General features: G+C 66.6%; 27 protein-coding genes and 1 tRNA gene. 15 read left to right on the top strand and 13 right to left on the bottom strand.

Annotation, left to right across the window (positions count from 1 at the left end; translation table 11 throughout):
* The first annotated feature begins 20 nt into the window (after nucleotides 1-20).
* The 7 genes from C664_RS02245 to C664_RS02220 all read left to right on the top strand — a co-directional run bounded on the left by C664_RS02245 (nucleotide 21) and on the right by C664_RS02220 (nucleotide 4373).
* The gene (locus tag C664_RS02245; RefSeq protein ID WP_232435059.1) at nucleotides 21-749 is read left to right on the top strand and encodes a DUF7146 domain-containing protein; all 729 of its coding nucleotides are present in this window, start codon (nucleotides 21-23) and stop codon (nucleotides 747-749) included.
* A 208-nt stretch (nucleotides 750-957) separates the two neighbouring features.
* Entirely contained in the window at nucleotides 958-1374 is a 417-nt protein-coding gene (locus C664_RS02240) for an ATP-binding protein (RefSeq protein WP_269745289.1), read from the top strand.
* A 128-nt stretch (nucleotides 1375-1502) separates the two neighbouring features.
* Complete coding sequence (locus C664_RS02235) at nucleotides 1503-2018, top strand: hypothetical protein (RefSeq protein ID WP_038010709.1); 516 nt, start codon at nucleotides 1503-1505, stop codon at nucleotides 2016-2018.
* 11 nt (nucleotides 2019-2029) lie between these two features.
* Entirely contained in the window at nucleotides 2030-2518 is a 489-nt protein-coding gene (locus C664_RS02230) for a hypothetical protein (protein ID WP_004252773.1), read from the top strand.
* Nucleotides 2519-2703: 185 nt separating this feature from the next.
* Nucleotides 2704-3261: a hypothetical protein gene (locus C664_RS02225; protein ID WP_004252770.1), complete on the top strand. Its 558-nt coding sequence runs from the start codon at nucleotides 2704-2706 to the stop codon at nucleotides 3259-3261.
* A gap of 663 nt (nucleotides 3262-3924) precedes the next feature.
* Nucleotides 3925-4047: a hypothetical protein gene (locus tag C664_RS21135; RefSeq protein WP_269745288.1), complete on the top strand. Its 123-nt coding sequence runs from the start codon at nucleotides 3925-3927 to the stop codon at nucleotides 4045-4047.
* A gap of 2 nt (nucleotides 4048-4049) precedes the next feature.
* On the top strand, nucleotides 4050-4373 hold the full coding sequence (locus C664_RS02220) for a hypothetical protein (protein ID WP_038010705.1): 324 nt from the start codon (nucleotides 4050-4052) through the stop codon (nucleotides 4371-4373).
* 833 nt (nucleotides 4374-5206) lie between these two features.
* On the opposite strand, the gene C664_RS02215 is transcribed toward C664_RS02220, so the two are convergent.
* A tRNA-Thr gene (locus C664_RS02215) sits at nucleotides 5207-5282 on the bottom strand.
* Nucleotides 5283-5395: 113 nt separating this feature from the next.
* Between C664_RS02215 and C664_RS20580 the strand changes: the two genes are divergently transcribed.
* Complete coding sequence (locus tag C664_RS20580) at nucleotides 5396-5557, top strand: hypothetical protein (protein WP_156480629.1); 162 nt, start codon at nucleotides 5396-5398, stop codon at nucleotides 5555-5557.
* 12 nt (nucleotides 5558-5569) lie between these two features.
* Here the strand turns inward: C664_RS20580 and C664_RS02210 are convergent, their stop codons facing one another.
* Entirely contained in the window at nucleotides 5570-6031 is a 462-nt protein-coding gene (locus tag C664_RS02210) for a ProQ/FINO family protein (RefSeq protein ID WP_004252767.1), read from the bottom strand.
* Nucleotides 6032-6139: 108 nt separating this feature from the next.
* Here C664_RS02210 and C664_RS02205 point away from each other — a divergent pair, with 108 nt between their 5' ends.
* Nucleotides 6140-7111: a YcjF family protein gene (locus tag C664_RS02205; RefSeq protein WP_004252766.1), complete on the top strand. Its 972-nt coding sequence runs from the start codon at nucleotides 6140-6142 to the stop codon at nucleotides 7109-7111.
* Nucleotides 7112-7295: 184 nt separating this feature from the next.
* Nucleotides 7296-9116, top strand: coding sequence for a GGDEF domain-containing protein (locus tag C664_RS02200; protein WP_004252765.1), 1821 nt, complete (start codon nucleotides 7296-7298; stop codon nucleotides 9114-9116).
* On the opposite strand, the gene C664_RS02195 is transcribed toward C664_RS02200, so the two are convergent.
* The 6 genes from C664_RS02195 to gstA all read right to left on the bottom strand — a co-directional run bounded on the left by C664_RS02195 (nucleotide 9097) and on the right by gstA (nucleotide 14990).
* Entirely contained in the window at nucleotides 9097-9546 is a 450-nt protein-coding gene (locus C664_RS02195; protein ID WP_004252764.1) for a hydrogenase maturation protease, read from the bottom strand. The genes C664_RS02200 and C664_RS02195 overlap by 20 nt on opposite strands.
* A 49-nt stretch (nucleotides 9547-9595) precedes the next feature.
* Nucleotides 9596-11062 (bottom strand): Ni/Fe hydrogenase subunit alpha, encoded by a 1467-nt coding sequence (locus C664_RS02190; protein WP_004252763.1) that lies wholly within the window; start codon nucleotides 11060-11062, stop codon nucleotides 9596-9598.
* Nucleotides 11063-11088: 26 nt separating this feature from the next.
* Nucleotides 11089-11661, bottom strand: coding sequence for an NADH ubiquinone oxidoreductase 20 kDa subunit (locus C664_RS02185; RefSeq protein ID WP_004252762.1), 573 nt, complete (start codon nucleotides 11659-11661; stop codon nucleotides 11089-11091).
* On the bottom strand, nucleotides 11661-12386 hold the full coding sequence (locus C664_RS02180; protein ID WP_004252761.1) for a 2Fe-2S iron-sulfur cluster-binding protein: 726 nt from the start codon (nucleotides 12384-12386) through the stop codon (nucleotides 11661-11663). Before C664_RS02180 ends, C664_RS02185 begins: the two co-directional genes overlap by 1 nt.
* Entirely contained in the window at nucleotides 12383-14230 is a 1848-nt protein-coding gene (locus C664_RS02175; RefSeq protein WP_051019110.1) for an NAD(P)H-dependent oxidoreductase subunit E, read from the bottom strand. Before C664_RS02175 ends, C664_RS02180 begins: the two co-directional genes overlap by 4 nt.
* A 154-nt stretch (nucleotides 14231-14384) precedes the next feature.
* The gene (gene gstA / locus C664_RS02170) at nucleotides 14385-14990 is read right to left on the bottom strand and encodes a glutathione transferase GstA (RefSeq protein ID WP_004252758.1); all 606 of its coding nucleotides are present in this window, start codon (nucleotides 14988-14990) and stop codon (nucleotides 14385-14387) included.
* Nucleotides 14991-15194: 204 nt separating this feature from the next.
* On the opposite strand from gstA, the gene C664_RS02165 reads away from it, so the two are divergent.
* Together C664_RS02165 and C664_RS02160 are read left to right on the top strand one after the other, a co-directional pair.
* Nucleotides 15195-15659, top strand: a complete 465-nt coding sequence (locus tag C664_RS02165) for a hypothetical protein (RefSeq protein WP_004252754.1) — start codon at nucleotides 15195-15197, stop codon at nucleotides 15657-15659.
* Between the two features lie 110 nt (nucleotides 15660-15769).
* A complete protein-coding gene (locus C664_RS02160) occupies nucleotides 15770-17830 on the top strand; it encodes a TonB-dependent receptor domain-containing protein (protein ID WP_038010702.1) in 2061 nt (686 codons plus the stop codon).
* 40 nt (nucleotides 17831-17870) lie between these two features.
* Here the strand turns inward: C664_RS02160 and petA are convergent, their stop codons facing one another.
* Complete coding sequence (gene petA / locus C664_RS02155) at nucleotides 17871-18464, bottom strand: ubiquinol-cytochrome c reductase iron-sulfur subunit (protein WP_004252749.1); 594 nt, start codon at nucleotides 18462-18464, stop codon at nucleotides 17871-17873.
* Nucleotides 18465-18974: 510 nt separating this feature from the next.
* Between petA and C664_RS02150 the strand changes: the two genes are divergently transcribed.
* The 3 genes from C664_RS02150 to C664_RS02140 are packed head-to-tail and all read left to right on the top strand — an operon-like array spanning nucleotide 18975 to nucleotide 21257.
* Nucleotides 18975-20327 carry an NAD(P)/FAD-dependent oxidoreductase gene (locus C664_RS02150; protein ID WP_004252747.1) on the top strand — a complete coding sequence of 451 codons (1353 nt, stop codon included), beginning with the start codon at nucleotides 18975-18977 and terminating at the stop codon, nucleotides 20325-20327.
* Nucleotides 20328-20340: 13 nt separating this feature from the next.
* A complete protein-coding gene (locus C664_RS02145; protein ID WP_004252745.1) occupies nucleotides 20341-20679 on the top strand; it encodes a hypothetical protein in 339 nt (112 codons plus the stop codon).
* A 29-nt stretch (nucleotides 20680-20708) separates the two neighbouring features.
* Complete coding sequence (locus C664_RS02140; protein WP_004252742.1) at nucleotides 20709-21257, top strand: rhodanese-like domain-containing protein; 549 nt, start codon at nucleotides 20709-20711, stop codon at nucleotides 21255-21257.
* 48 nt (nucleotides 21258-21305) lie between these two features.
* Here the strand turns inward: C664_RS02140 and C664_RS02135 are convergent, their stop codons facing one another.
* The 4 genes from C664_RS02135 to C664_RS02120 all read right to left on the bottom strand — a co-directional run.
* Nucleotides 21306-22667 carry an ATP-binding protein gene (locus C664_RS02135; RefSeq protein ID WP_083483041.1) on the bottom strand — a complete coding sequence of 454 codons (1362 nt, stop codon included), beginning with the start codon at nucleotides 22665-22667 and terminating at the stop codon, nucleotides 21306-21308.
* Between the two features lie 23 nt (nucleotides 22668-22690).
* On the bottom strand, nucleotides 22691-23353 hold the full coding sequence (locus tag C664_RS02130; protein WP_038010696.1) for a response regulator: 663 nt from the start codon (nucleotides 23351-23353) through the stop codon (nucleotides 22691-22693).
* Nucleotide 23354: 1 nt separating this feature from the next.
* Nucleotides 23355-24017, bottom strand: coding sequence for a tetratricopeptide repeat protein (locus tag C664_RS02125; protein ID WP_038010693.1), 663 nt, complete (start codon nucleotides 24015-24017; stop codon nucleotides 23355-23357).
* A gap of 14 nt (nucleotides 24018-24031) precedes the next feature.
* On the bottom strand, nucleotides 24032-24682 hold a 651-nt coding region (locus C664_RS02120; protein WP_157353917.1), incomplete at its 5' end, for an SDR family oxidoreductase.

The raw sequence follows: 24682 nt of genomic DNA, 5'->3' as shown, positions 1-24682 counted from the left end.
GTGACGGTGTGCAGCTAGCGATGGGCATCACCGGGCAGAGCTTCCGGGATGTGGCGCGCGAGGTGGAGCGTATCGCCGGGACTGCCAAGCCGACCGCCATCAAGCACGAGCGCACCGACGAGGACAAGCTGAGGGCACTACGCCGTGCGTTTCTGGAGTCGAAGTCAATCGAACGCGGAGACGAAGCCTGCCGTTACCTGGCTGGGCGCGGTCTGCGCCTGTACGACCTGCCCGAGTCGATTCGATTGCATCCGGGGATGCCATACCGGGACGGCGGCGCGGTGATGGGCACGTTCCCGACAATGCTCGCCACCGTAACCGATGCAGCCGGTCGCGCATTGTCGATGCACCGGACGTTCATTCAGGACGGCACAAAGGCGCCCGTGCCGGCTCCGAAGAAGCTCATGCAGGGGCTACCCCTCTCAGGCGCTGCAATCCGCCTGACGCCCGTTTCGCGATCTTTGGGAATAGCTGAGGGTATCGAGACTGCGCTAGCGGCGTCCGAACTGTTCGAGGTGCCCACATGGTCCTGCATAAGCACGTCGGGCATTGAAACCTTTGAGCCTCCCGAAGGGGTGGAGCATGTCGTCATCTTTGCCGACCATGACGCCAACTTTGCTGGACAGGCCGCAGCGTATCGAGCCGCGCACCGGTTGGCGCTCAAAGGCATCGAAGTTGAGGTGTGCATTCCACCCCGGCCGGGTGATTGGCTGGATGAACTCAACGGACGACTACAACCAGCCCCATGAAACCACCAGATGTCAGGCGACACCGTAAATTGACCCCCTAGCGACACGAGGAACTGACCCCCTCGTTCGCAAGGAGGCCACTGTTGGAAACGAAGCACAGCGAGGTGAATCCTGTACGCCGTCTGGTTTGCGGAGTGCGGGAGATGTTGGAGCCGGAGGCGGTCACGACGATCGTTCGGTTGGGGCAGTCGGGGTGGGGCGCGAAGCGGTGGATCGCGGCTATACGGTGCTCTTCACTTCGGCAGCGGCGCTGATGGCCGGGCTGACGAAGGCGCACGCCGACGGGCGGCTCGAGGAGAAGCTGTTGCAGCTCTCGAAGCCCAAGCTGCTGATCATCGATGAGCTTGGGTACCTGCCGCTCGAACCGGCGGCCGCGCACCTGTTCTTCCAGCTCGTGTCGCGGCGCTACGAACGGGCCAGCATGCTGATCACCAGCAACCGGCCGGTCGGCGAGTGGGGACACGTGTTCGGCGACGCGGTCGCCGCCACCGCCATCCTCGATCGGCTGCTGCACCACAGCCAGGTCATCACGATCCGGGGTGACAGTTACCGGCTGCGCGACAAGCGCCGCAGCGGCCTTCTGCAGAAGGCCGCTGCCCCCACCCCGATCACGTCGGAGAGTTGATTAACCCAGGGGGTCAATTCCAGATGTCGTCAGGGGGTCAAATCTTCGTGTCGCTTGACACACCAGATCCGCATCAACCAGACAGATCGACGACCAACAGAGCCACAACCAGTCAAGGAGATACATTCATGAGCAACGAATCAAACAACGGAGTCGCCAACCTTCTGAGCAGCATCCGCGAACGAGAAGCAACGAAGGCCGAGCAGTTGAAGATCGCCGCGCAGATTGCGGCAGTGCCCGACTCACAGTTCGACGACCATCCGGAGGTCAAGCACCAACGCGAACACGTCGCCCTTCTGGAGCGCCGGTTCGAGCTGACTGAAGACCCGAACCAACATCGCCGGCTCACAGAGGCGATCGCCGCAATGCGTCTTGAACTGCAGCAGCGTTCCGCATACATGACGAATGCAGCGATCGACGACCTTGCGGACAATCCTCTGACCTTCAAGCGCGCCTTCGCTGCATCGGAAGAGGTGCGGCGGCTGTCCTGCACGATCGTCGCGGCAGACTCAGCCCTGGCAGCACTGAACCAGAAGCGCAACGGGCGGAGCAATCAGCTGGACGAGATGAGGACAGCCCGCAGCGAGTTGCATAGTCTGCTGCACCGCCTCAAGCGCGAACACCTTGGAATGTCCGGGGAGTGAGGGGGTAGCGAATGACCGACACGACCACGCATCCGAAGCGATCGACCGCAGAAACGATCCTCGAAGCGATTCAGGATTTGCACGCCCGCGAGCAGGTTGTCACGCGCGAAATCCTTGCCGAGGTGACCGGCCTGAAGCTGACAACGATCGACGACCGCTTGGGTTACCTGCTGGATAACGGCAAGATCCGCCGGGTGCAGCGCGGGGTCTTCGTTCCGATGGAGCAGCACAAGCCGGCCCGCCCGATCTCGCGCACGCTTTGCCCCGATGGCACGACCGTGCTTGAAGTGGGCGACACGGTGATGATCCTCACCCCGCGTGAGTCCCGCATGCTGGGCGAGGTGGTGACCGGGGCCGCGTTGCAGTTCGTCGCGATCGAGATCGGCCATGAGGCCGCCCGCCTGAATGCGGTGTTGTCGGCGCAGGTAAGCGAGGTTCGGCGGGAGCTGCGTCAGCTCCAAGAAATGGCCTCAACAGCCGCGCCTGATAACGGAACATGACGGCGCGCTGGGGCTACCGACCATGCGAAAAATCGCACATCGTCAAATCTGGCTGAACCCCAATGCTGAAGCGGGATGCGGCCTATTCGGACCGGCATTCACGGGTGCGGTCTGCCTTTTGATTTCGGGAAACCTGCGGGGGCACCATGGGTGGAAGCGGTAGCGGGCGGCGCGGTGGACGCGATGTGACCGCCGATTATCGACGGCTCGACGTGCGCGAGCTGCATCGTGCGGGCGTACTGGTGCCTGGGTGGCGTGGCGGCTGGTGCTGGTATCGGCGCGGTGAGAAGCGGGCAGAGATCAACATCGAGGCGGGCGAAGCATCTATCCAGTTGCGCTACCGCGCGACCGACCGGGGCGAGTGGCGGGACTTCGACTACAAGGTCGGGCTGGTGCGCACTGGCTGTAACTATGGTGGCGAACGTCCGTGGTTCCTGTGCCCGTGCTGTGGGCGGCGCGTGGCGATCCTGTACGGCGGCGCGACGTTCGCCTGCCGGACATGCTACGGGCTGGCCTACGAGGTGCAACGGGAGGATGAGACGGATCGCTTGGCCAGACGGGCGGACGCCATCCGGGACCGCCTGAAATGGGAACCCGGCATCTTGAACCCGGACGGGTGGAAGCCGAAAGGGATGCACTGGCGCACCTTCTGGCGGCTGAAGGCAGAGCATGACCGACTGAAGGGCGGCGCGCTGGGCGCGTGGGCGAAGCGGCTTGGCATGTTGGGCATAACCGGTCGCTGACCTTGCGGCGCGGTATCTGCCCGACTGGTATCCAAGCAGGTATCCACGGGAAACCGTTGTTCCGTGTAACCGGTGTCACCGACCGGCACATTAGAGCCAGTTGATGATCGGCACAATGGAGCCACTTTTGCTCTGACGGACGTCTCGACCTTGACCGGTCCATCGCTACCCTGCTGCCTTTTTGTTCGGCAGGAGGTAGACGGGAGAAGCACCCCGGCAGGTACGAGACAGTGGGCTGCAATTGCCCAAAGCTGGTTCACCTGCACGAGGTGCACCCCGCACGACCGGGTGACGATGGGCTGCAATTGCCCAATTCGCTCCCGATCATGAGGAGCGAGGCGGATTGTGGCGGACAGCCCAAGCAGCGTCAAAGGGGGGCTGCACATCTGCAACAGCGCTTGACCCGGGAGAATCCGGGGTGCATGATTCCTTTGCACCGCAAACAACGGCGCACCGGTTTGGCGACCGGGTAAATCCAGGCGGACAACCGCCGCAGCGCGGTTTTTTTACGTCCGTTGCATGGTGTTGCCCTATGGGCGGGCCGTGTTGGGAGACCGCAAGGTCTGCCGGTCCCTGGATCCGGTTCGCCAACCCGACACGGTTCCGCTCACCCCGTTTGGCGACGGGATGCGGAGAACGAAACCGCAATCCAGGAGCACCACTATGCACTCCATCCTTCAGGCGCACGTCGCGCCGACCATTGCCCGCTTCACCCTGTATCGCACCCTTCGCCGCATCACCGGGCCTGCATTCGCCTATCGCATCGCCTTCGGCGGGAGGGCATGAGCATGACCAGCATCCACGAGGCCATAACGGCGCTGTATAACCGTGCAAGCGACCACATGACGCCTGCCGAGCTGGACGAGGTAGGCTCCACAATGCTCGACCAAGCCGAAAGCGCCGCACGGAACCTGTCGTCCGTGGCCGAAGGAATCAGCTGCCTTGTCTACAACGACGGCATGCAAGACAGTCCTTTCGGCAGCTTTCAGGATTCGGACAGCGTGTCCAGTTTGCTGTGTTCCATCAGCCAGCAGGCGGACATGATTGCCGCGCTCATCTGGGTCGGTGGCGAGGCACGTGCACATGCAAGGCCAGCACCAAGCACTGACTGAGCCGAAAGCAAGCGAAGATTCGACAGACCCGCCCGCGTGGCGGGTTTCTCGTTTCTGGTGAGCTACAAAGCAAAAGCCCCGACGTGAGCCTGGGCAACAGAATCCAGGTTCGTCAGGGCTTCACCCCAAGCAGCCTCATGCAGTCCGGGTCCAATTCCCAGAGGCGAGCACTGCCCAGTTCCCGCAGGGCTACCGGAGAGCGCAAGCGCCTACTCCGCCGTTTGCGAGCAAGTGCGCCCTCGTGTCACGTACGACACCCGAAGGTGGCGCCGCGTATACGTCCGAAGGCCGCAGTCGTGATTGTAGTGCGGATCGATGCGCCGCAGCCCTTGCCCGAGACCCGCAGGATTGCGTGCGGGTTACGCACCGATCCGCCCGGGGTCTGGCTGACGTTTCGGTGGGAGCGCTCCGCCGGCTCATGATATCCAATGTTCGCGGCACGGCCGTACGGTCACACTCTGCTCCGTGATTCGCTGCGCCTTGACCGCTCTTGGCTGGAGGTACCGGGTGCGAAGAATGCCAAGGCATTGCTGCCTTCCGTCCTTCTCAACGCGCGAGACGACACCCGGATTGATTTAAGCGTACTTGAAAGGTCATCCAAACCTCAAGTCTAGCGATGCGACGATAAGCGTCAGGAGACTGTAGATGGCCTGGGCGCTTTCGGACCAGACCTGCGCCCTCATCATCCTTCAGGCGGCCGAGGGTCTGAGGCTACGGCTTGCACCAGCGAGACCGGCGGCGGGTGACCTCGCGCCAGCGCTTACAAAGAGCTTACATGGCACCCTGAAAGCAAAAGGCCAACCCCGGAGGATTGGCCTAAGTGCTTGATTCTTTGGTGCCGGCAATAGGAATCGAACCCACGACCTTCTGATTACAAATCAGCTGCTCTACCAACTGAGCTATGCCGGCAGCGGAGCGCGATTATAGCGCAAGCGCGAATCGAAGGCTGCACGATGCTCTTGCATCAATGCCTGTATGGATTTACAGTTACCGACATCAAACACACGATGTTGGAGACAATCATGACCGAAACGCTGCTTACCCGCCTGCTGCTTGCCTTCGGCCTGCTTGCCGGCCTGATGCTGGGGACCGGCAACCTGGCGGCGGGCGTTGCCCTGAGCGTGATTGCTGGCGCCGCGACCTGGCTGGTTCGCTCGCAGAACCTGGTGCAGCGCCGCTGTTAGCGCTGGCGCAGCTCAGCGCCCGAACTTGCTCACGAGTTGCTGCAACTTCTCGGTACGGCGCTTCTCGGCGGCCTCGGCTTCCCGTTTCTCCTTCTGCAACTTGGCGACCGCAGCGAACCGCTCCTTCAAAGTCGTTGCCGCGTGCGTACGCTGCTCTTCCGTGACCTCTCCGGCAGGTTGCCCATCGAGATCGAAGCGCTGTTGCGAACGCTCCACCGCCTTGAGATAGCGGGTCGACGCGGTGTGCATGCGCAGCGCTGCACGCAGGCTCTTGCGATCGATCTCGGGCAGACGCTCGGCAATGCTGGCGTCGATCTTCAACGCCAGCGGCTTGCAGTCGCGGAAGGCTGCAAATTCCTTCTGCAGGCGCTGCAGCAGGGCACGCGGCTCGATGCGCTGTTTTGGCGCGGCCGGCCCGACAGAGGAATCGGACTCGGGCGCAGCAGCCGTGCTGCCGTCGTTTTCGGTAATCATGGGTGACAAGAACTCTTACAGGCGGGACGCGGTCGATTTCATCCCAAGGTGATCAAGGCCGGTATTCTACCCGCCCCCGCCTCTCCGAAACCATGACAGGACTTCAGGATGCAAGCCGAACAGACCCGAGCCATCGTCGCCATCTGCCTGATGGCGGCTTTCGCCGACCAGCATAAGGACGATCGCGAGCGCGAGCATATCCGGCGTATTGCCGAATCGCTGAGCGCCAACAGCGGCGTGGACCTGATGCAGGTCTATCAAGATGTGCTGCTCGGCCGCTTCAGCCTCGACGCGGCTGCGGCGGCCCTGGATTCAGCGGAGCTGCGCCATCTCGCGTTCGAGTTCGCGGTGGGCGTGTGCGATGCGGACGGCGTCCACGATGCCCGCGAGACGGCGTTCCTCGACCGCCTGCGGACCGCGCTCGGCCTGGCTCGCGCCGAAGCCGACGCATTCACTGCACAGGCTGACCAGCTGGCCGAACTGCCCCTCGACGTCGCCCCGGCAGCCGCATCGGCCACCCCGCCTGCAGCGACGGCTGCAGGGTCCGGCCCGCGCCCCTCGACGATGAGCGACGCCGAACTCGACCGGACGATCCTCAACGCCTCCATCCTCAACGGCGCGCTGGAACTCCTGCCCCAATCGCTGGCTTCGATGGCGATCATCCCGCTGCAGACGCGGCTGGTGTACCGGATCGGCAAGTCCTACGGGTACGAGCTCGACCGCGGTCACATCAAGGATTTCCTCGCTACGGTCGGCGTGGGCCTGACCTCGCAATACGTCGAGCAATTTGGCCGCAAGCTGGTCGGCGGCCTGCTCGGCAAGATGCTGGGCAAGGCCGGTCGCACGATCGGCAGCGTTGCCACGGGCTCGGCCTTCTCGTTCGCGAGCACCTACGCGCTCGGTCACGTCGCCCGCCGCTACTACGCCGGCGGACGCTCGTTGAGCAGCGATGCGCTCAAGACCTCGTTCAGCGGGCTGGTCGGCGAGGCGCGCGAACTGCAGCAGCGCTACGCGCCTCAGATCGAGGAACGCGCCCGCACGCTCGACGTCGGCAAGCTGATGAACGAGTTGCGCGTCTGAGGATTGAATGATGCGGAGCCGTTCCCGGCGTAGCCGCGGACGGGTCCGCTTGTTCGTCTCGCGGCCCCCTGGAGGGCACCGCAGATGCAAGCTCCGCCGCTCACTGACATCACGTCTGTTCCTTCGCGGGTGCGGGCTATCGATATAATCGGCGCATACACCTGCGAGCACCGGTTTCCCATTCATGAGCGTCCTCAGCAACCCCTCCGAAGTCGCACGCGAAGCCCTTCGTCAGCTCGCCCTGCGTCGGGTGGCACCGACGCCGGACAACTACCGCAAGCTTTATCACGAGATCGCCGGCACCCGCAGCGAGGACGAAGGGGCGTCGGAATCCTTCCTGCGCTCGCTGGGTCTGCGCCTGCCGCGGGATTCGGCCGAACGCCAACGCATCGGCCGCGAGTTCGACCAGGCACTGGCGGCCGGCAAGCTCAAGGCTGCGGAGGAAGCGCTAGGGCGCTACCTGGACGGGCTGAAGACCCTCGAACCGCCGGCCTGGAACGAGCTGATCGCCAACCTGCTGCGGGCCTGGGAGGCTCGGCAACCGGGGTGGACCACCGCGCGCAAACGCGAATCGCTCGACCGGGTGCTGAACGCAGCCGATCCCGCCACCCTGCACGCACGCCTGCAAGGACTGCTGCGGGGCTGGAACCAGGGCGGAGCTGAGGAAGGCGGCGAATCCCCGGGCGGCGAGAGTCGTGCAGAGGCGACGGGCGGCGCAGCCCTGCCGGCACAGCCCGCCAGGCCGGCGGGAACGAGTACGCAGATCCTGCGTCTGGTCGGTAACGAGCACGCCGCCACCCTGCTGAAGCTGCTGCAGGCCACCTTGCAGGACGTGGTGCCGGCCTTCCTCGGTGATCACCCCGAGCTCGCCGACGAAGCCACGCAGATTGCGCAGGAGGTCGGCGCGACCGACGACACCGCCCGCCTCGACCGCATCGGCGCGCGACTGCGCCAGCTGGCGCACCGGCTCGAGATGACCGCAGCGGACGATGCCGAGATCCGCAGCGGACTGCTGGAACTGCTGCGCCTGCTGCTGCGAAACATCGACGACCTGGTGCTGGACGACAAGTGGCTCGCCGGCCAGATCGAGATGCTGCGCGAGATCATCGATGCGCCTCCCAACCCGCGCAACATCGACGATGCCGGTCGCCGCCTCAAGGATCTGATCTACAAGCAGAGTCAGCTCAAGCACAACCTGGTCGAAACCCAGCGGCACCTGCGCCAGATGCTCGCCGGCTTCGTCGACCAGCTTGCCCGCTTCTCCGAAAGCACCGGCGCCTATCACGACCGCATTGGCTCCTGCGCCCAGCGCATCGCGGAGGTCAACGACATTTCGGCCATCGGCCCCCTGCTCGACGAGGTGATGCAGGAAACCCGCAGCATGCAGGATGAAGCGCAACGCTCGCGCGACGAACTGATCGCCACCCGCGAGCAGGCCCGCCTCGCCGAGGAGCGCATCGCCAAGCTGCAGGAAGAACTCGACGAGGCCAGCCGGCAGATGCGGCACGACCAGCTGACCGGCACCCTCAACCGGCGCGGCCTCGAAGAGGTGTTCGAGAAGGAAGCGGCCCGCGCCCAGCGTCGCGGCAGCACGCTGTCGATCGGCCTGCTCGACATCGACCACTTCAAGAAGCTCAACGACACGCTCGGCCATCACGCGGGCGACGCCGCGCTCGTGCATCTTGCCAACGTCGTGCGCAAGCACCTGCGGCCGCAGGACGTGCTGGCGCGCTTCGGCGGCGAAGAGTTCCTGATCCTGCTGCCCGAGACCGAGACCGACGACGCCTACCGGGCGCTGATCCGCCTGCAGCGCGAACTCACGCGCGAGTTCTTCATGGCCGACCAGCAGAAGATCGTGATCACCTTCAGCGCCGGCGTCACGCCTCTGGGCGCAGGCGAATCGTTCGACGCCGCGATGAAGCGCGCCGATGCGGCGATGTACCAGGCCAAGCAGGCGGGGCGTAACCGGGTGATGCAGGCACCGCTCAAGCAGGCGGCCGTGTAAGCCAGCGGCGCGCCCAGTGCAGCGCGGCGTCCAGATGCCTGCGTGCGGACGCCGACAGCGGATCACCCAGTGCCCAGCGTTTGCCACGCATGCCCAGCAGCCAGGCGGGCGGCGGCTCGCCCCGCAGGTCGCGATACACCTGCAACACGGCCTGCGGCGTCATCGCGTGCGTGGTGAAGCTGTCATCGCGCCGGGCGCGCAGCGGCGCGACGCCGAACGGATCGGGCGCATCGACGGACGCATCGACGAACAGCACGCGGCTGCGCCCCTCGAGATCCAGCGCATGCTCCACCTGCAGCTGGAAGTCCGTCAGGCATTCGACGCCGGGCAGGCCCATCGCCTCCACCGCCTCGACGAACAGCGGCCCGAGTGCATCGTCGCCGCGCGCCGGATTGCCCCAACCGAAGACCAGAATCGGCGCCCGGCTCATCCAGCACCGCCCATCGTCGCGGCATGGCGCGTACCCCAAGCCCGCGCAATCACGATTTGTACTTGCGGTCGAGCAGCTGCCCCCCGGCATCGAGCAGCGTGACCTCCAGCGGCATCTTGCCCAGCGCGTGCGTGGCGCACGACAGGCAGGGATCGTAGGCGCGGATCGCCACCTCGATGTGGTTGAGCAGGCCCTCGGTGATCTCATTGCCGTCGAGATACTGCTTCGCCACCTCGCGCACCGCACTGTTCATCGCCTGGTTGTTGTTGGTCGTCGACACGATCAGGTTGGCCATCGTCACCAGGTCGTCGTCCCCCACCTGGTAGTGGTGGAACAGCGTGCCGCGCGGCGCCTCGATGACGCCGACGCCCTCGCGGCGGCGCTCGCCGGTCACGACGAGGTCCGAGCCCTCGAGGGCATCGTCATGCAGCAGCTCCTTGATCGTCTCCGCGGCGAACAGCATCTCGATCATGCGCGCCCAGTGGTAGCCGAGCGTGGCATGCATCGGCTTGCCGCCGGCGTAGGCGACGAATTCGCGGCGCTCGTGCTCGGCGAACGGCGTCGGGATGCTGTCGCAGTTCTGCACGCGGGCGAGCGGGCCGACCCTGTACCAGCCCTGCTCCGGCCCCATCGAGGTGAAGTACGGAAACTTCATGTAGCTCCAGGGCTTCACCTCCTCGGTGATCAGCGTGTCGTAGGTCTGGTAGTCGACGTGGTCGAAGAGGACGTTCCCGGCGGCGTCCTTGGCACGCAGCACGCCGTGGTAGAGGTCGAGACTGCCATCGGGTGCGACCATGCCCATGAAGTTGGACGGGAAGGTGCCGAAGCGGTCGTACAGCGCCGGGTTCTGCTCGTGCAGTTCCTTGATGATCTTCACCGCGTCGCGGCTCCACGCGATCATCTGGTAGACGTCCTTCAGCAGCTCGGCGCGCTCCGCAGCGGTCAACGACTTGTTCACCCCGCCCGGCACCGAGCCGGTGCCATGCACCCGCTTGCCGGCGGTGTGGCGGATCACCTCCTGGCCGTACTTGCGCAACAGGATGCCCCGCCTTGCGATGTCGGGATACTTCTCGGCGACGCCGACGATGTTGCGCCGGGAGACTTCCGAGTCGAAACCGAACAGCAGGTCGGGCGAGGACAGGTGGAAGAAGTGCAGCGCGTGCGACTGCAGGATCTGGCCGTAGTGCATCAGACGGCGCATCTTCTCGGCAGTGGGCGTCAGGCGGTCGGCGCCGACGATCACGTCGAGCGCCTTGCTCGCCGCCAGGTGGTGCGACACCGGACAGATGCCGCACAGTCGCTGCACCATCACCGGCACCTCCCAGTACGGCCGGCCCTGGATGAAACGCTCGAAGCCGCGGAACTCGACGATGTGCAGGCGCACCTGATGCACCTTGTTGTGCTCGTCGAGCAGGATCGTGACCTTGCCGTGGCCTTCGACGCGGGACACAGGGTCGATGGCGACGCGGCGCAGGTTCTCGCCGGCCACGGCGGCGGTTTCGAGTTCGAAGCTCATGGCAGTCTCGCGGGCATTCGGTTCGATCAGTCGTATTGCAGCAGGCCGTGGCCGAGCATGGGCGCCCTGCCTTCGATGAGCTGGGTCAGGAAAGCCCAGATCGCATCGCCCGAGGGCGGGCAGCCGGGCAGGAAGTAGTCGATCCTGACCACCTCGTGCACCGCGTGGACCTGGTTGAGTGGCAGCGGCAGCTCGGGGTCGTTGGGGATCTGGCTGCCCTCGGCCAGGCCATGGCCGGTGCGATACACCTGCTGCAGGATGTCGGCCAGCTCCAGGTGGTTACGCTGCGCCGGCAGGCCGCCATTGACCGCACAGGCGCCCAGCGCAATCAGCACCTTGCAGTTGGCACGAAACTCGCGCAGCACATGCACGTTCTCGGCATTGCACACGCCGCCTTCGATCAGGCCGATGTCGCAGGGCCCGCAGTGCTTGATGTCGGTGATCGGCGAGCGGTCGAACTCGACCCGTTCCAGCAGCGGCAGGATGCGCTCGTCGATGTCGAGGAAGGACATGTGGCAGCCGAAGCAACCGGCCAGCGACACGGTGGCAACCTTCAGCTTGCGCGGCTTCATGCCTGCGTCCAGGGTTTCGCTGCTCATCACCCGGCCTCCTGCTCGCCATCGGCAAGCTTCTCCACCACCTTCTGGCTGATCGGCATGGCGTCATAGTCGCGCTGCCCGATCGGCACCGCGAAGCCCACCCGCTTCCTCAGGATCACGCCCACCGGGCACACCTCGGCTGCGCGGTCGGTGGCGGCGAAATCGGTATCGGCCAGCCGCCCGCTCTCGCTGTTGACGATGAGATGCGACTTCGCCCCGCGGCCCGACAGCGCGAACACGTTCTTGCCATCCACCTCGCGGCTGGCGCGCACGCACAACTCGCACATGATGCAGCGATTGAAATCGAGCAGCACGTCGGGGTGCGAGGCGTCGACCGCGCGGTCGGGGTAAAAGTGGTCGAAGTGCGGGCTCAGCATGCCCATCTCGTAGGCTGTGGCCTGCAGCACACAGCTGCCGCTCTTCTCGCACGAGGGGCAGAAGTGATTGCCCTCGACGAACAGCAGCTGCAGCAGCGTGCGGCGCTTGGCGGTGAGTTCCTCGGTCCCGTTCTCCACGTCCTGCCCCGCCGCGGCGCGGGTCGTACAGGCGGTGGCGAAACGACCGCCGATCTTCACCGTGCACAGCTTGCACGAGCCATGCGCGGCGAAATCCGGATGCCAGCACAGGTGCGGGATGTACTTGCCCGCGGCGCTGGCCGCGTGCATCACCGTCTGGCCGGGGGTGAAGGGGACTTCCTCGCCGTCGAGCAGGAAACTGTTGGTCATGGCTTGGCCTCGCTCGGATGTCCGCCGGCATGCGCACTGCGGTTGTCGGTGAGGTGCGCGCCCGCGTCGTCGCGACCGGTCATGCGCCGCGCCTGCGACAGGGCGGCATCGAGATCGAACCCAGGTTCGTAGTCGGGCGAGTGCAGGCGCCGATCGAAGGCCGGGCGGAACTTGGCGAGGATGTCGCGCAACGCGATCGTCGCCGTGTTGCCCAGGCCGCAATGGCTGGCGCCCTGCATCAGGTGGTGCATCCTCTCCATCTCGTCGAGGTCGTAAGGCGAGCCGCGATCGAGGGCGAGCTTGTCCATCAGCCGCGCATTGACCGCGGTGCCGACCCGGCACGGCGTGCAGAAGCCGCAGCTTTCGTGCGCGAAGAAGTGCGCGAAGTTGCGCGCCGCCTCGAACATGTCGCGCGACTGGTCGAACACCATGATCGAGCCGCCGGTGGGCACGTCCTCGAAGGCGATGCGGCGGCCGAACTCGCTGGCGGCCAGACACGAGCCCGCGGCGCCGGCGGTGGTCACGGCCTGGGTGTCGGTGGCGCCGGCGGCCTCCAGCACCTCGGCCACGGTGACGCCGAAGGGGAATTCGTAGATGCCGGGCCGCGCCACATCACCCGACACCGACAGCAGCTTGGTGCCGGTCGAGGCCGGGGTGCCGATGGCGCGGAACCATTCGCCGCCCCTCACCGCAATCAGCGCTGCCAGCGCCAGCGTCTCGACGTTATTGACGGTGGTCGGCTGCCCCAGATAGCCGTGGGTCACCGGGAACGGCGGGCGGATGCGCGGCTTGCCCGGCTTGCCCTCGAGCGACTCGATCAGCGCCGATTCCTCGCCGCAGATGTAGGCGCCGGCGCCAAGGTGGATCTCGATGTCGAAGGTGAAGCCGCGGCCGAGGATATCGCGCCCGAGCAGCCCCGCCTCGCGCCGCTGTGCCAGCCGGGTCTCGAGCCGGTCGAGCAGGTAGCGGTATTCGCCGCGCAGGTAGATGAAGCCCTTGTTCGCGCCGATGGCGAAGCCGGCGATGCACATGCCGTCGACCACCATGTCGAAGTCGCTGCTGAGCAGCACGCGGTCCTTGAAGGTGCCGGGCTCACCCTCGTCGGCGTTGCAGATCACGTAGTGTGCGTCGCCCCAGGCGTCGCGGCACGAACGCCACTTGATGTCGCTGCCGAAGCCCGCGCCACCGCGCCCGCGCAGGGCGGAGCGCTCGATCTCGCCCAGCAGCCCCGTAGGACCGCGATCCAGCGCGGCCGCCAGCGCTTCCCCCGGCGCCAGGCCGTGGTCGAGCAGCACGTCGCGGCGACGGATGTTGTCCTCGACGTGGAACCACTCCGGCGGCCAGTCGCCCACCGGCACGCGGCGGCGGATCAGGTGTGCCATCTCGTCGATGCGCGCCGGTGTGAGCCGGGTGATCGCGCGGTAGTTGGCAAGCAGCGCCGGCCCCTGGTCGCACATGCCGGTGCAGGACGTGGTGTCCACGCTGACCAGGCCGTCCTCGGCGACGCGCCCGGGCTCGAGCCACAGCTTCTCGCACAGGGCCTGCATCAACGCCTGGTTGCCCAGCATGCGGTCGGTGATGTTGTCCGAGAACAGGATGCGGTACTCACCCAGCGGACGGATGTGGAAGAAGCTGTAGAAGTTCGCGGTGCTCTCGACCTGCACACGCGGAATCTGCAGCCGGTGTGCGATGCAGGTCAGCGTCTCCGGCGCCAGCCAGCCCAGCGCGTCCTGCGTCGCGCGCAGAATTTGCACCAGGCGGTGCGCCTCATGCGAATGCCGATCCAGGATCGACTCGATGTTCGTGACGGCCACGCCTTCCTCCTGCTTCGAAGGGTTCCACATGCATCGTGCGAGGTCTGCCTGACCATTCTGCACCAGCACCAGGCCGGGCGTACCGGCGACGGACGACAATCCGCATCGATCGTGACGCGGATCAAGACCTCTGCTTCCGCGTCCGCCGCCGGCACAGCCGCCCTCTTCAGGGCGGCGGAGATCCTCAGGCGAGCCCTTCGGCCTTGAGTGCGGCCTGCACCGCCGGGCGGGCGGCAACGCGCGCCTGGAAGGCAGTCAGGTTGGACCAGCGCGACAGGTCGATCTTGACGAAGGGCATCCAGCTCAGCACGGTGAACAGGTAAGCGTCGGCCACGCTGAAATCGTCGCCCAGCAGATACGCCTTGCCGGCCAGTTCGCCGTTCGTGTAATCGAGCCGGCGTTCGAGGTTGGCCATCGCCGCCGCCTTCCAGGTGTCACCCGAAGCGGGGTTGAAGAAGGGGGAGCACGATCGATGCAGTTCGGTGCCGATAAAGGTCAGCCACGACTGCAGGCGGTAGCGCTCGACCGTGCCGTTCGGCGGCGCGAGCCTCTTCTCCGGCACGCGGTCCGCAAGGTACTGCACGATCGCCGGCCCTTCGGTCAGCAGTTCACCGCCGTCGAGCAGCAGCGCCGGCACATAGCCCTTGGGGTTGATCCGCGTGAAGTCGGCGCCGCCGGCCGTCACCTTGGTCTTCAGATCGACCGCTTCGGTCTCGTACGGCAGGCCGCACTCTTCGAGCACGATGTGGGGTGACAGCGAGCAGGCGCCGGGCTTGTAGTAGAGCTTCATGAGGCGAATCTCCGTGTTGTAGGGGAAAGCGCAGTATGCCGCAGCCGCGAGAACTGCGGCCACGCCTCAGGTCGCTGAAGCGTGACCAGGCGACGAGAGCACCGGGAGCCACACCCGACCAGACTTGCCGGTCTTCGGCGTGCCCTCCTATTTCATTATTGCAACTTTGTTGCCTTAGATGCCGCCTCATCCTAGAATGCGGCGATGTCCTGCGCCGCACCCGCAGCCCGGCCCCGCGCCGGGCTGCGCGCTTTCATCCTGTCGCTTCCGCACCCCCGCCGACTCGCCCGCCGCATCGGCGACGGACACGTGCTTGCCGGCAGGGCGCTACTGCTCGTTCTGGCGCTCGCGCTGCTCGCCGTGCAGATCGAGGTGCACGCACATGCGCTGTCCCATCTGGCAGAGCCAGACCGGGCCGCCACGAGCACCACGACGAACGGCGCATCGCCGGGCGAGGAAGACGACCGTCACGCCGGCGCCGTGTGCCTGGAATGCCTGGCGCTCGCCGCGCTCGATCTGCCTCCAGCCGCGCAGCCGTCCTTCACCTGCGTCGACGACGGCGCCACGCTCCCGCCCATCGCCCTCCCTCAGGCCCCGTCGTCCTCCAGTCCGCGGCGGCCACGCTGCCGCGCGCCGCCGTCATCGGCCCTTCGCCCCATCCCCTGCTGAAACCGTCGGGTCCGTGACCCGGCCTGCATGACGCCTCTCCATCCGGTGCGCTAGCCCGGACGAAGGGCGGCCTTTGCCTTGCGCAAACAGAACACGAAGGAAGAACACCGATGTCCAGGCTTCAAACCATACCCACCCCGCTCATGCTGAGCCTCGCCCTCGCTTTCGGGTCCGCCGTCGCGTACGCGGACGACACCGCGCTTGCCCCGGTCACGGTCTCTGCCAGCGCGCTCGCGCTCGGCAGCGATCAGATGAGCACCCCGGTCAGCGTGCTCGCCGGCGACGAACTCGTGCGCCGTCGTGCCGCCACGCTCGGCGAGACGCTGGCCGGCGAACCCGGCATCGCCGCCAGCCACTTCGGCGCCGGCGCCAGCCGGCCCATCATCCGCGGCATGGACGGGCCGCGCGTCAAGCTGCTGTCGGACGGCAGCGAGATCATGGACGCGTCCACGATCAGCCCCGACCACGCCGTGGCGCTCGAACCGATGCTGAGCGAACAGATCGAGGTGTTGCGCGGCCCGTCCGCGCTGGCCTATGGCGGCGGCGCACTCGGCGGCGTCGTGAACGTGCTCGACAAGCGCGTCCCCACCGCCGTGCCCGAACGCGGGGTCGAAGGCAGCGTGGAACTGCGTGCCGACAGTGTCGCAAACGGCGTCGCCGGCGCGTTCGAAGTCACGGCGGGCAGCGGCAACCTCGCCTTCCATGCCGAAGGGCTCAAGCGCGACGCGCGCGACTACCGTGTCGGCAGCGGCTGGGACCACAGCCGGGTCGACGGCAGCTACAACCAGACCGAGACCGGCAGCCTCGGCGTGTCCTGGGTGGGCGCGCGCGGCTATCTCGGCCTCGCCTATACCCGTCAGCAGAACGAATACGGGCTACCCGGGCACAGCCATGAATACGAAGCCTGCCACCCGCACGGCAACCATCTCCACTGCGGCCACCACGGCGCGGAAGACGAGCACGATCACGACCATGAACACGACGAACACGGCGGCACCCCTTACGTGAAGCTCGACAGCGAACGCTGGGACCTGCGCGGCGAACTGCTGGAGCCCTTCGCCGGCTTCACCCGCGCCCGCCTGCGCGCGTCCTACACCGACTACGGCCACGACGAGATCGAGCGGGCCGAGGGGATCGACAGCGTCGGCACCCGTTTCCGCAGCAAGGCCAGCGATGCCCGCGTCGAACTCGAACATGCGCCGCTCGGCGGCTGGCGCGGCGTGCTGGGCCTGCAGACAGGCCGCCGCGACTTCCGCGCCGACGGCGACGAAGCCTACGTGCCCCCCACCGTGACGACCCGGCACGCGGCCTTCCTGACCGAGGAGTACACACTGCCCGACTGGCGCTTCGAAGCCGGCCTGCGTCACGAATGGCAGGACATCGACGTTGACAGCAGCACCCAGCGCAACCGCAGCCACCGCGGCAACTCGGTTTCGCTGGGCGCGGTGTGGAACTTCGCCCCGCAGTACAGCCTGGGCATGACGCTGTCGCGCACCCAGCACCTGCCGACGGCAGAGGAGCTCTACGCACGCGGCCTGCACATGGCGACCAGCACCTGGGAACGCGGCAACCCCGACCTGAAGGTAGAGACGGCCCACAACGTCGACCTGACGCTGCGCAAGCTCGCCGGCCCGACCACCTTCTCCGTCAGCGTGTTCCACAACCGCATCGACGACTACATCCACGCCCGCACGCTCGACGCCCATGAGGACTTCCAGCTGATCGAGTACACCCAGCGCGACGCCCGCTTCACCGGCATCGAGGGCGCCATCCGCCAGCAGCTCGACGCCACCTTCGGCCTGACGCTCTTCGGCGACTACGTTCGCGCCAGGCTCGAGGCCGGCGACGGCGACCGCGACCTGCCGCGCATCCCGGCACATCGCGTCGGCCTGCGACTGGATGCCAAGTGGAATGCCTGGCGTGCCGAGGCCGAGGTCTATCGCGTCGGTCGCCAGGACGACGTCGCCGAGTTCGAGCGCGAAACGCCGGGCTACAACATGGTCAATGTCGGCCTGAGCTACAGCGGCCGCTACAACACCACGCCCTGGCAGGTCTACGTCAAGGGCAACAACCTCGGCAACCAGCTGGCCTACGCGCACACCTCGTTCATCAAGAACGCCGCGCCGCTCGAGGGCCGCAACCTTGCGGTCGGCGTGAGGCTCGAATTCTGAGCTGAAGGGAACGGCGGATAGCGCAGCTCGCGCTATCCGCTCATGCGGCCGCGGTGCCGTCCTCGCCGATCAGCACCAGGCTCGCGGACAGCCACTTGTGCGGCGGAATCTCGAGGTTTGTCGGTGCCGGCTGGCTGAGGAACACGCGCCCGGCCAGATCGAAGATCGAACCGTGGCAGGGGCACAGGAAGCCGCCCGGCCAGTCCTCACCGATGCCGCTGGCTGCGCCGGGCGCGAACTTCTCCGAGGGCGAGCAGCCGAGGTGGGTGCAGATACCGATCACCACCAGGTACTCGGGATTGATCGAGCGATGGCGATTGGCGGCGTAATCCGGTTGCTGCGGCTCGACCGACGCGGGGTCGACCAGCCGGGGCTCGTGCCCTTCCAGGCGGGCCAGCATCTCAGCCGTGCGGCGCAGGATCCACACCGGCTTGCCACGCCACTCGACGGTCATCATCTCGCCCGCGGCGAGCTTGCTGACATCGGCCTCGACCGGCGCGCCAGCGGCGCGGGCCCGTTCGGACGGCGTCAGGCTGGCGACGAAGGGCACGGCAGTGGCCGCGGCGCCGACCGCGCCGGCAACGGAAGTGGCGATCAGGAGCCGACGACGATCCTGCTTCAGGGTGTCTGACATGTTCTGCGTCTCCGATGGGGGTGTGCGCAGTGCGCAGAAGAAAAGAGAAGCGGAGCCGGTGGAGTTCATCGGGCCGTCGCCACGGGGGTTATGACCGTAGAGGGGAGGGACGATCTTGGTGTCGACCACGACACGACTCCGCTTCTTCAGATCCAGTCAGCAATGCCCGTGCCAGCTACGGACTCCCAGCATCCACGCCCGTTCATCGCCGGAGCCCACGCTTCCAGCGCTGCCACGACTGCCTCAACGACAGAATTCGCGCCACATGACCGCCACCATGACAGTCCTCATTCTGTCTGTCACCGGCGCAAGCAAGGCACCTGCTGGCGAGATCTCGGAGAGTCGGAGCGCATGGAACGACGAATCCCATGCAACGGAGGGCTGTGTGACCTCGGTCACATAGCCCTGCGACAGGCATGGCTATTTCATCAGGCGCTTATATGATTCAGAAAAAACGGATGAAGCCGGTATCGGCCCCTGAACAGGCGTCAAGCCGGAGAGGAGCGAGACATGACCCACAAGCCACAAGTCCCATTTGCCGCGTCGGTGGTGGACACCACGCGCCGTCGCCTGCTGTTCGGCGCGTCCGCCCTGCCCGTCGTCGCTGGTGCCGGTCTGTCGATCGGCCCCCAATCAGCACAGGCTTCACTGAAGACCTCGGCCCGCATCGTCATCGCCGGCAGCGGCCTGGGCGGCCTCGCCATTGCCAGCCGCCTGTCGCGCGAGCTGGACGGCGCGAAGATCACGATCATCGACCGCAAGGAAATCCACAACTACCAGCCCGGCTACACCCTGGTGGCCACCGGCATCTGGCCGGTCGGCAAGGTCAGCGACCGCAATGCCGACCTGGTGCCTGCCGGCGTGGAATGGGTGCGCGAGATGGTGGCCGAGTTCGACCCCGAGGCCAATGCAGTCGTCACCGACAGCGGCAAGCGCATCGAGTACGACTACCTGGTGGTGGCCACCGGCCTGCATCTGGACTTCGCCCAGATCGAAGGCATGGACGTTGCCGCCATCGGCACCAACGGTCTGGGCTGCGTCTACCCCAGCCCGGAGGCGGCCCAGGCCACCTGGATGGCGATGGACCGTTTCCGTCAGCAGGGCGGTCACGCGCTGATGACCCTGCCCGCCACGCCGCTCAAATGCGCCGGCGCGCCGCTGAAGATGACCTTCATGATCGCCGACCGCCTGAAGCAGGCCGGCACGCGTGCGGCCTCGAAGATCGACTTCCACTCCGCGCTGGGCAACATCTTCAGCGTGCCGCGCATCAACGAGGAAGTCCTGCGCCGCTGGGCCGAACTGGACATCCCGGTCACCTTCAACAGCAAGCTCGTGGCGGTGGACATCGGCTCGCGCCGCGCCACGGTGACCAGCCCGGAAGGCGAACGCACCGAAATCGACTACGACTTCATCCATGTCGTGCCGCCGATGCGCGCACCCGACTCGGTGAAGAACAGCCCGCTGTCATGGAAGGAAGGCGGTTTTGCCGCCGGCGGCTGGTTGGAGGTCGACCCCAAGACCCTGCGCCACCGCCGCTTCCCCAACGTCTTCGGTATCGGCGACATCAACGGCACCGCCAAGGGCAAGACCGCCGCGACGGTCAAGAAGAGCGCACCGCTAGTGGCGCAGCACCTGATCGAGGTGATCGCCGGCCGCGAGCCCTCGCTGGTCTTCGACGGCTACACCTCGTGCCCGCTGCTGCTGCGCGAAGGCTCGGCGCTGCTGATCGAGTTCGACTACGAGAACAACCTGACGCCCTCGCTGCCCATGATCGACCCGCTGCAGGACAGCTACTTCGCCTGGGTCATGAAATACCGCCTGCTCAAGCCCGCCTACATGGCCGTGGCCAAGGGCCGGGTCTGAGGGGAGAGACGACATGTACGAAATCTGGCTGACCCTGAACATCCTGTTCGAACTCGGCATGCAGTACCTGCCCGCCGTCATCGGCACCGTCGTGCTGTGGCTGGCGCTGATGATCTTCGCCGCCACCCGGCCTGGCGCCAGTTGGACGAAGGCCCTCGCCCCGGCCTTCATCACCGGCCTCATCGCCACGGCGATCACCTTCTTCATCACCCCAGCCATGACCAAGTCGTCCTTCGCCAACATGGGCTACTGGGTGGACTGGATGAACCTGTTCTTCTACGCCGCCGCCTTCGGCGCGGTCGCGGCCGCGCTGGCCTGGCCGATCGCTGCCTACCTGCACCGCAAGGCCTGAACCCAACCCATCACCGGAGAACCCATCAGATGAAGAAGCTCCTGATCGCTGCCGCCATCGGCTTCGCCAGCCTCACCGCCCATGCGACCGACATAGGCCTCTCGGCGGCAGAGACCTATGCCAAGATCCAGAAGGCCGAACCGAACGTGCTGTTCATCGACGTCCGCGACCCGGTCGAGATCATGTTCGTCGGCTTCAGCGATGCGGTGCACGCGAACGTGCCCTTCATGCTGGTCGACCGCACGCAATGGAATGCCGAAAAGGGCGTGTTCCGCCTCTACCGCAATCCGGACTTCGTCAATCAGGTGAAGCTGGAACTCGCCCGGCGCGGTCTGAGTGCCGATGCCGAGATCATCACCATGTGCCGTTCGGGCAGCGAGCGCGGCGAACCGAGCGCCGCCCTGCTGCGCGAGAGCGGCTTCCCCAACGCACGCTACGTCATCAACGGCTTTCAGGGCGACGCGATCAAGGACGGCCCGCAGGCCGGTTTCCGCCTCAAGAACGGCTGGCAGAACAGCGGCCTGCCGTGGTCGCCCAGGATGAACGCGGACAAGATCCACCGCGTCGACTCGCGCTGAACCCGAAGACGACGCCCTTCAGCAAGCCCGGCCAGGTGCCGGGCTTTTTCATACCGGCTCGGCTCTGACGAGACCGCACAGGCACGCGGCGAACCCGCCCGTCGCGAGGTTCCGGGCCGAGAAGCGCCCGCCGTGCAATTGCATGATGCGTGACACGATCGCAAGGCCCAGCCCGCTGCCCTCGGCCAGCGTGTCGCGCCCCCGGACGAAGCGCTCGCCGAGACGTGTGATCAACTCGTCCGGCACGCCCGGACCATCGTCCCGCACACACAGGCAGACGCGACCGCCCTCCTCATCCTCCACGCGGATCACGATGCTGCTCCCGGCAGGCGTGTAGCGGAGCGCATTGTCGATCAGGTTGCGCAAGGCGATGCCCAGCAGGTCGGCGTCGCCATACACGCGCGGAGCCCGTGGCGGCAGTTCGTGCCGAACGGTCTGCGTCAGCGCCGGATTGGCGGCGAGGACGTTGGCCAGCGTGCCTTCGGTCAGCGAAAGCAGGTCGAGCGGCTGCGGGTCGGGCAGCACGTTCAGGGGATCGAGCCGCGCGAGGCGCAGGAGTTGCTCGACCAGGCGGGTCGCGCGGTCCACACCGCACTCGATCTGCCCCAGCGCACGCGCCGTCTGCGCCCTATCGCGACTGAGCCGCGCAACCTGGGTCTGCACCTTGATCGCGGCCAGCGGCGTCCGCAACTCGTGGGCCGCGTCGGCGGTGAAGCGCCGCTCGTAGTCCAGCGCCCGTGCAACCCGCAGGAACAGGCGGTTGATGGCCGCGACCAGCGGTCCGACCTCATTGGGCACGTGCTCGCGGGACAGGGCGGCCAGGTTGTCCGCGCTACGCGCCGCCACGTCTCGCGCGAGCCGGTTGAGCGGGTCCAGCGCCTTCACGACCGACACATAGATCAGCAGCAGCAGCACCGGGGTGATGATCGCCAGCGGCAGAACGGTCTGCCCCGCTACCTCGAGCGCGGCGCGGTCCCTCAGGCCGATCGACTGCGAAACCTGCACCCGATGCCGCCCGTCGCCCGACACCACGTTGAGGACGCGCCACGAGCCGTCCTTGCGCAGGATGTCGCTGTAGCCGGGCACCCCGAGCACAGGCAGATCCGGCGCCCCGATCGAGCGCGCAAGGATGGTGCCGTCGCCCAGGCCGAGTTGGAACTCGAGCGGGGGCTCATAGACGTTGTCCGCTGCTCCCCGCACCGTGGCGAGGCGGCTCGCGAGCTTCCCCAGATCGTCGTCGTTGTGCTGGGTGATCGCCAGAAGCAGCCGGCCCGTCTGCGCGAGGCTGCCATCCATCAATTCCTCGGCCTCGTGCTGCGCCTTGGTGTAGCTGAACCAGGCCGTGAGCAACCACAGCAGCAACACCGCGACGGACACCGCCGCCAGCAATCGCCATCGCAGGGACCGCATTCCGGCCAGCAGGCGCCCTCGCCTCACCCCTCGACCCCAAGCTGATAACCGAAACCCCGGACGGTGCGGATGAAATCGGCGCCGAGCTTCTTGCGCAGGTGGTGAATATAGACCTCGACCGTATTGCTGCCGGTTTCGTCCCCCCATGCGTAGAGGCTCTCCTCGAGCTGCGCCCGGCTGCGGATGTGGCCGGGATGACTGAGCAGGTCCTGGAGCAAGGCATACTCGCGCGCCGAAAGCGTCACCTCGCAGCCATCGGCGGTCACGCGCTTGGTCGAGGGGTCGAGCACGACGCCGCGATGCTCGAGCACGGGTCGCGCCGTACCGCTGGCCCGGCGGATCAGCGCGCGGAGTCGCGCCTGCAGTTCGCCGAGGTCGAAGGGCTTGGTGAGGTAGTCGTCCGCCCCCGCATCCAGCCCGCCGATCTTGTCCTCGCGGGTATCGCGCGCGGTCAGCACCAGCACCGGCGTCCGGTCGCCCGCGCTGCGCGCTTCCTTCAGCACCGCGATTCCGTCCTTCCCCGGCAGGCCGAGATCGAGAATGCAGGCTTCGTAACTGTGACTGTCCAGGGCATGCAGCGCCTGCTCGCCGTTGCGCACCCAGTCGACGGCATAGGCGTCGAGCTCCAGCCCCGCCCGTATTCCGTCCCCCAGCAGGGCGTCGTCTTCGACCAGCAAGATCCTCACATCAGTTCCCTTCCCTGGCGGCACGCGCTAGCAGGGCACGGATCTCGCTCTGGCGCCCCGCATCCGCAAGTGCGCGCCCCGGGCGCGGAGGCGCGTTGAGCGCCCGCTCCAGGAACACTCGCCCCTCGGAGATCCGTCCTGCCTCGATCAGATACTCGCCATAGAAGTAGTTCGGGTCAATCCCGTCCGGGTTGATGGCCAGCGACTTCTTGAACAGGGCCTCGGCCTGCGCCTTGTCGCCGAAGCCCAGCGGCCAGCCGGGCACCTTGGCATAGAGCGTCGCCAGGCTGGTGTAGGCGGAGCCGTCCAGCGCGTGCTCGTCGAGCTTGAGGCTTTCCTCCAGCACGGCCTTCGCATCCTTGGCGAGCGACAGGGCCCCGAGGCCGCCGCGCGCGCCGGCCTCGCTCGACAGCACGATCCCTTCCCAGATCAGCACGGCCGCTTCGTTGGGGTGCGCCTCCGACACCTGATGGGCCTGTTCGGCAAGACTGCGGTACAGCTGCGCCTGCTCCTTGGCAAGCTGCTGGTACTTGATCTCGGCCCAGCGCACCTGGATGGGTGCGACCAGCGCCTCGGGCGCGCCCGCCTGCTGCGCGGCGGCGGGCAGACCGAACGAGAGCGCCGCAGCGAACAGCATTCGGCGTAGAACGACGGTGGATGTCATCGGAGAGCTCCTTCTCATGATTGCGAAAGTCCGGCGGCGGCGATCGTCCGATCGCCGGCATGCCGCTTGATGGTGGACAACTTGCCGCGCAGGCCGCGATCGACCAGCGCGGGCGCACAGCCGTTGAGCCAGGCGAAGAGACGTTCGGGCTGGCCGACAACGCGCTCGGCGCACTCGTCCTCGATGGCGGCGATCACGACGCCGGCGACGGCTTCAGGCGTGTCACTGGCGTTGCCGAGTTCGGCATTGAGCTGCCTGACCGCCCGCGAGTTGAGCGCGGTGTCGATCGCCCGCGGGGCCACATGCACGATACGCACTCCGGTATCGGCCAGCTCGCGCCGCAGCCCCTGGGAGAAGGCGCGCAGCCCCGCCTTGGCGGCCGAGTAGGCCGCGAAACCCGCGAACGGAATGCTGCCGAACGCGGAGCCGATGTTCACAACCACCGCCGCGGGCTGTGCGCGCAGCGAAGGCAGCAGGGCCTGAGTCAGCCTGACCGGCACCGCGAGATTCGTCGTGAGGATGCGTTCGACCTCGCCCCAGCCCTGTTCTTCGAGCAGGCCGAAGCCTCCGATGCCCGCATTGTTGATCAGCACGTTGGCGCCGAATTGGCGGGCGGCGGCGGCGAGCCGATCGACGCCCTCGGCGGCGGGGAGGTCGGCGGCCAG

It is taken from the genome of Thauera sp. 63, from assembly GCF_000310165.2.
GTDB lineage: Bacteria > Pseudomonadota > Gammaproteobacteria > Burkholderiales > Rhodocyclaceae > Thauera > Thauera humireducens.
Note: the sequence above shows the minus strand (reverse complement) of the source record. Positions and strands in the feature narration are given on the sequence as shown.

Excerpts from the sequence above, each read along its gene's own strand:
- C664_RS02245 (WP_232435059.1), top strand. The coding sequence starts at position 21 with ATGGGCATCACCGGGCAGAGCTTCCGGGATGTGGCGCGCGAGGTGGAG.
- C664_RS02235 (WP_038010709.1), top strand. The coding sequence starts at position 1,503 with ATGAGCAACGAATCAAACAACGGAGTCGCCAACCTTCTGAGCAGCATC.
- C664_RS02230 (WP_004252773.1), top strand. The coding sequence starts at position 2,030 with ATGACCGACACGACCACGCATCCGAAGCGATCGACCGCAGAAACGATC.
- C664_RS21135 (WP_269745288.1), top strand. The coding sequence starts at position 3,925 with ATGCACTCCATCCTTCAGGCGCACGTCGCGCCGACCATTGCCCGCTTC.
- C664_RS02220 (WP_038010705.1), top strand. The coding sequence starts at position 4,050 with ATGACCAGCATCCACGAGGCCATAACGGCGCTGTATAACCGTGCAAGC.
- C664_RS20580 (WP_156480629.1), top strand. The coding sequence starts at position 5,396 with ATGACCGAAACGCTGCTTACCCGCCTGCTGCTTGCCTTCGGCCTGCTT.
- C664_RS02210 (WP_004252767.1), bottom strand. The coding sequence starts at position 6,031 with ATGATTACCGAAAACGACGGCAGCACGGCTGCTGCGCCCGAGTCCGAT.
- C664_RS02205 (WP_004252766.1), top strand. The coding sequence starts at position 6,140 with ATGCAAGCCGAACAGACCCGAGCCATCGTCGCCATCTGCCTGATGGCG.
- C664_RS02200 (WP_004252765.1), top strand. The coding sequence starts at position 7,296 with ATGAGCGTCCTCAGCAACCCCTCCGAAGTCGCACGCGAAGCCCTTCGT.
- C664_RS02195 (WP_004252764.1), bottom strand. The coding sequence starts at position 9,546 with ATGAGCCGGGCGCCGATTCTGGTCTTCGGTTGGGGCAATCCGGCGCGC.
- C664_RS02190 (WP_004252763.1), bottom strand. The coding sequence starts at position 11,062 with ATGAGCTTCGAACTCGAAACCGCCGCCGTGGCCGGCGAGAACCTGCGC.
- C664_RS02185 (WP_004252762.1), bottom strand. The coding sequence starts at position 11,661 with ATGAGCAGCGAAACCCTGGACGCAGGCATGAAGCCGCGCAAGCTGAAG.
- C664_RS02180 (WP_004252761.1), bottom strand. The coding sequence starts at position 12,386 with ATGACCAACAGTTTCCTGCTCGACGGCGAGGAAGTCCCCTTCACCCCC.
- C664_RS02175 (WP_051019110.1), bottom strand. The coding sequence starts at position 14,230 with ATGTGGAACCCTTCGAAGCAGGAGGAAGGCGTGGCCGTCACGAACATC.
- gstA (WP_004252758.1), bottom strand. The coding sequence starts at position 14,990 with ATGAAGCTCTACTACAAGCCCGGCGCCTGCTCGCTGTCACCCCACATC.
- C664_RS02165 (WP_004252754.1), top strand. The coding sequence starts at position 15,195 with ATGTCCTGCGCCGCACCCGCAGCCCGGCCCCGCGCCGGGCTGCGCGCT.
- C664_RS02160 (WP_038010702.1), top strand. The coding sequence starts at position 15,770 with ATGTCCAGGCTTCAAACCATACCCACCCCGCTCATGCTGAGCCTCGCC.
- petA (WP_004252749.1), bottom strand. The coding sequence starts at position 18,464 with ATGTCAGACACCCTGAAGCAGGATCGTCGTCGGCTCCTGATCGCCACT.
- C664_RS02150 (WP_004252747.1), top strand. The coding sequence starts at position 18,975 with ATGACCCACAAGCCACAAGTCCCATTTGCCGCGTCGGTGGTGGACACC.
- C664_RS02145 (WP_004252745.1), top strand. The coding sequence starts at position 20,341 with ATGTACGAAATCTGGCTGACCCTGAACATCCTGTTCGAACTCGGCATG.
- C664_RS02140 (WP_004252742.1), top strand. The coding sequence starts at position 20,709 with ATGAAGAAGCTCCTGATCGCTGCCGCCATCGGCTTCGCCAGCCTCACC.
- C664_RS02135 (WP_083483041.1), bottom strand. The coding sequence starts at position 22,667 with ATGCGGTCCCTGCGATGGCGATTGCTGGCGGCGGTGTCCGTCGCGGTG.
- C664_RS02125 (WP_038010693.1), bottom strand. The coding sequence starts at position 24,017 with ATGACATCCACCGTCGTTCTACGCCGAATGCTGTTCGCTGCGGCGCTC.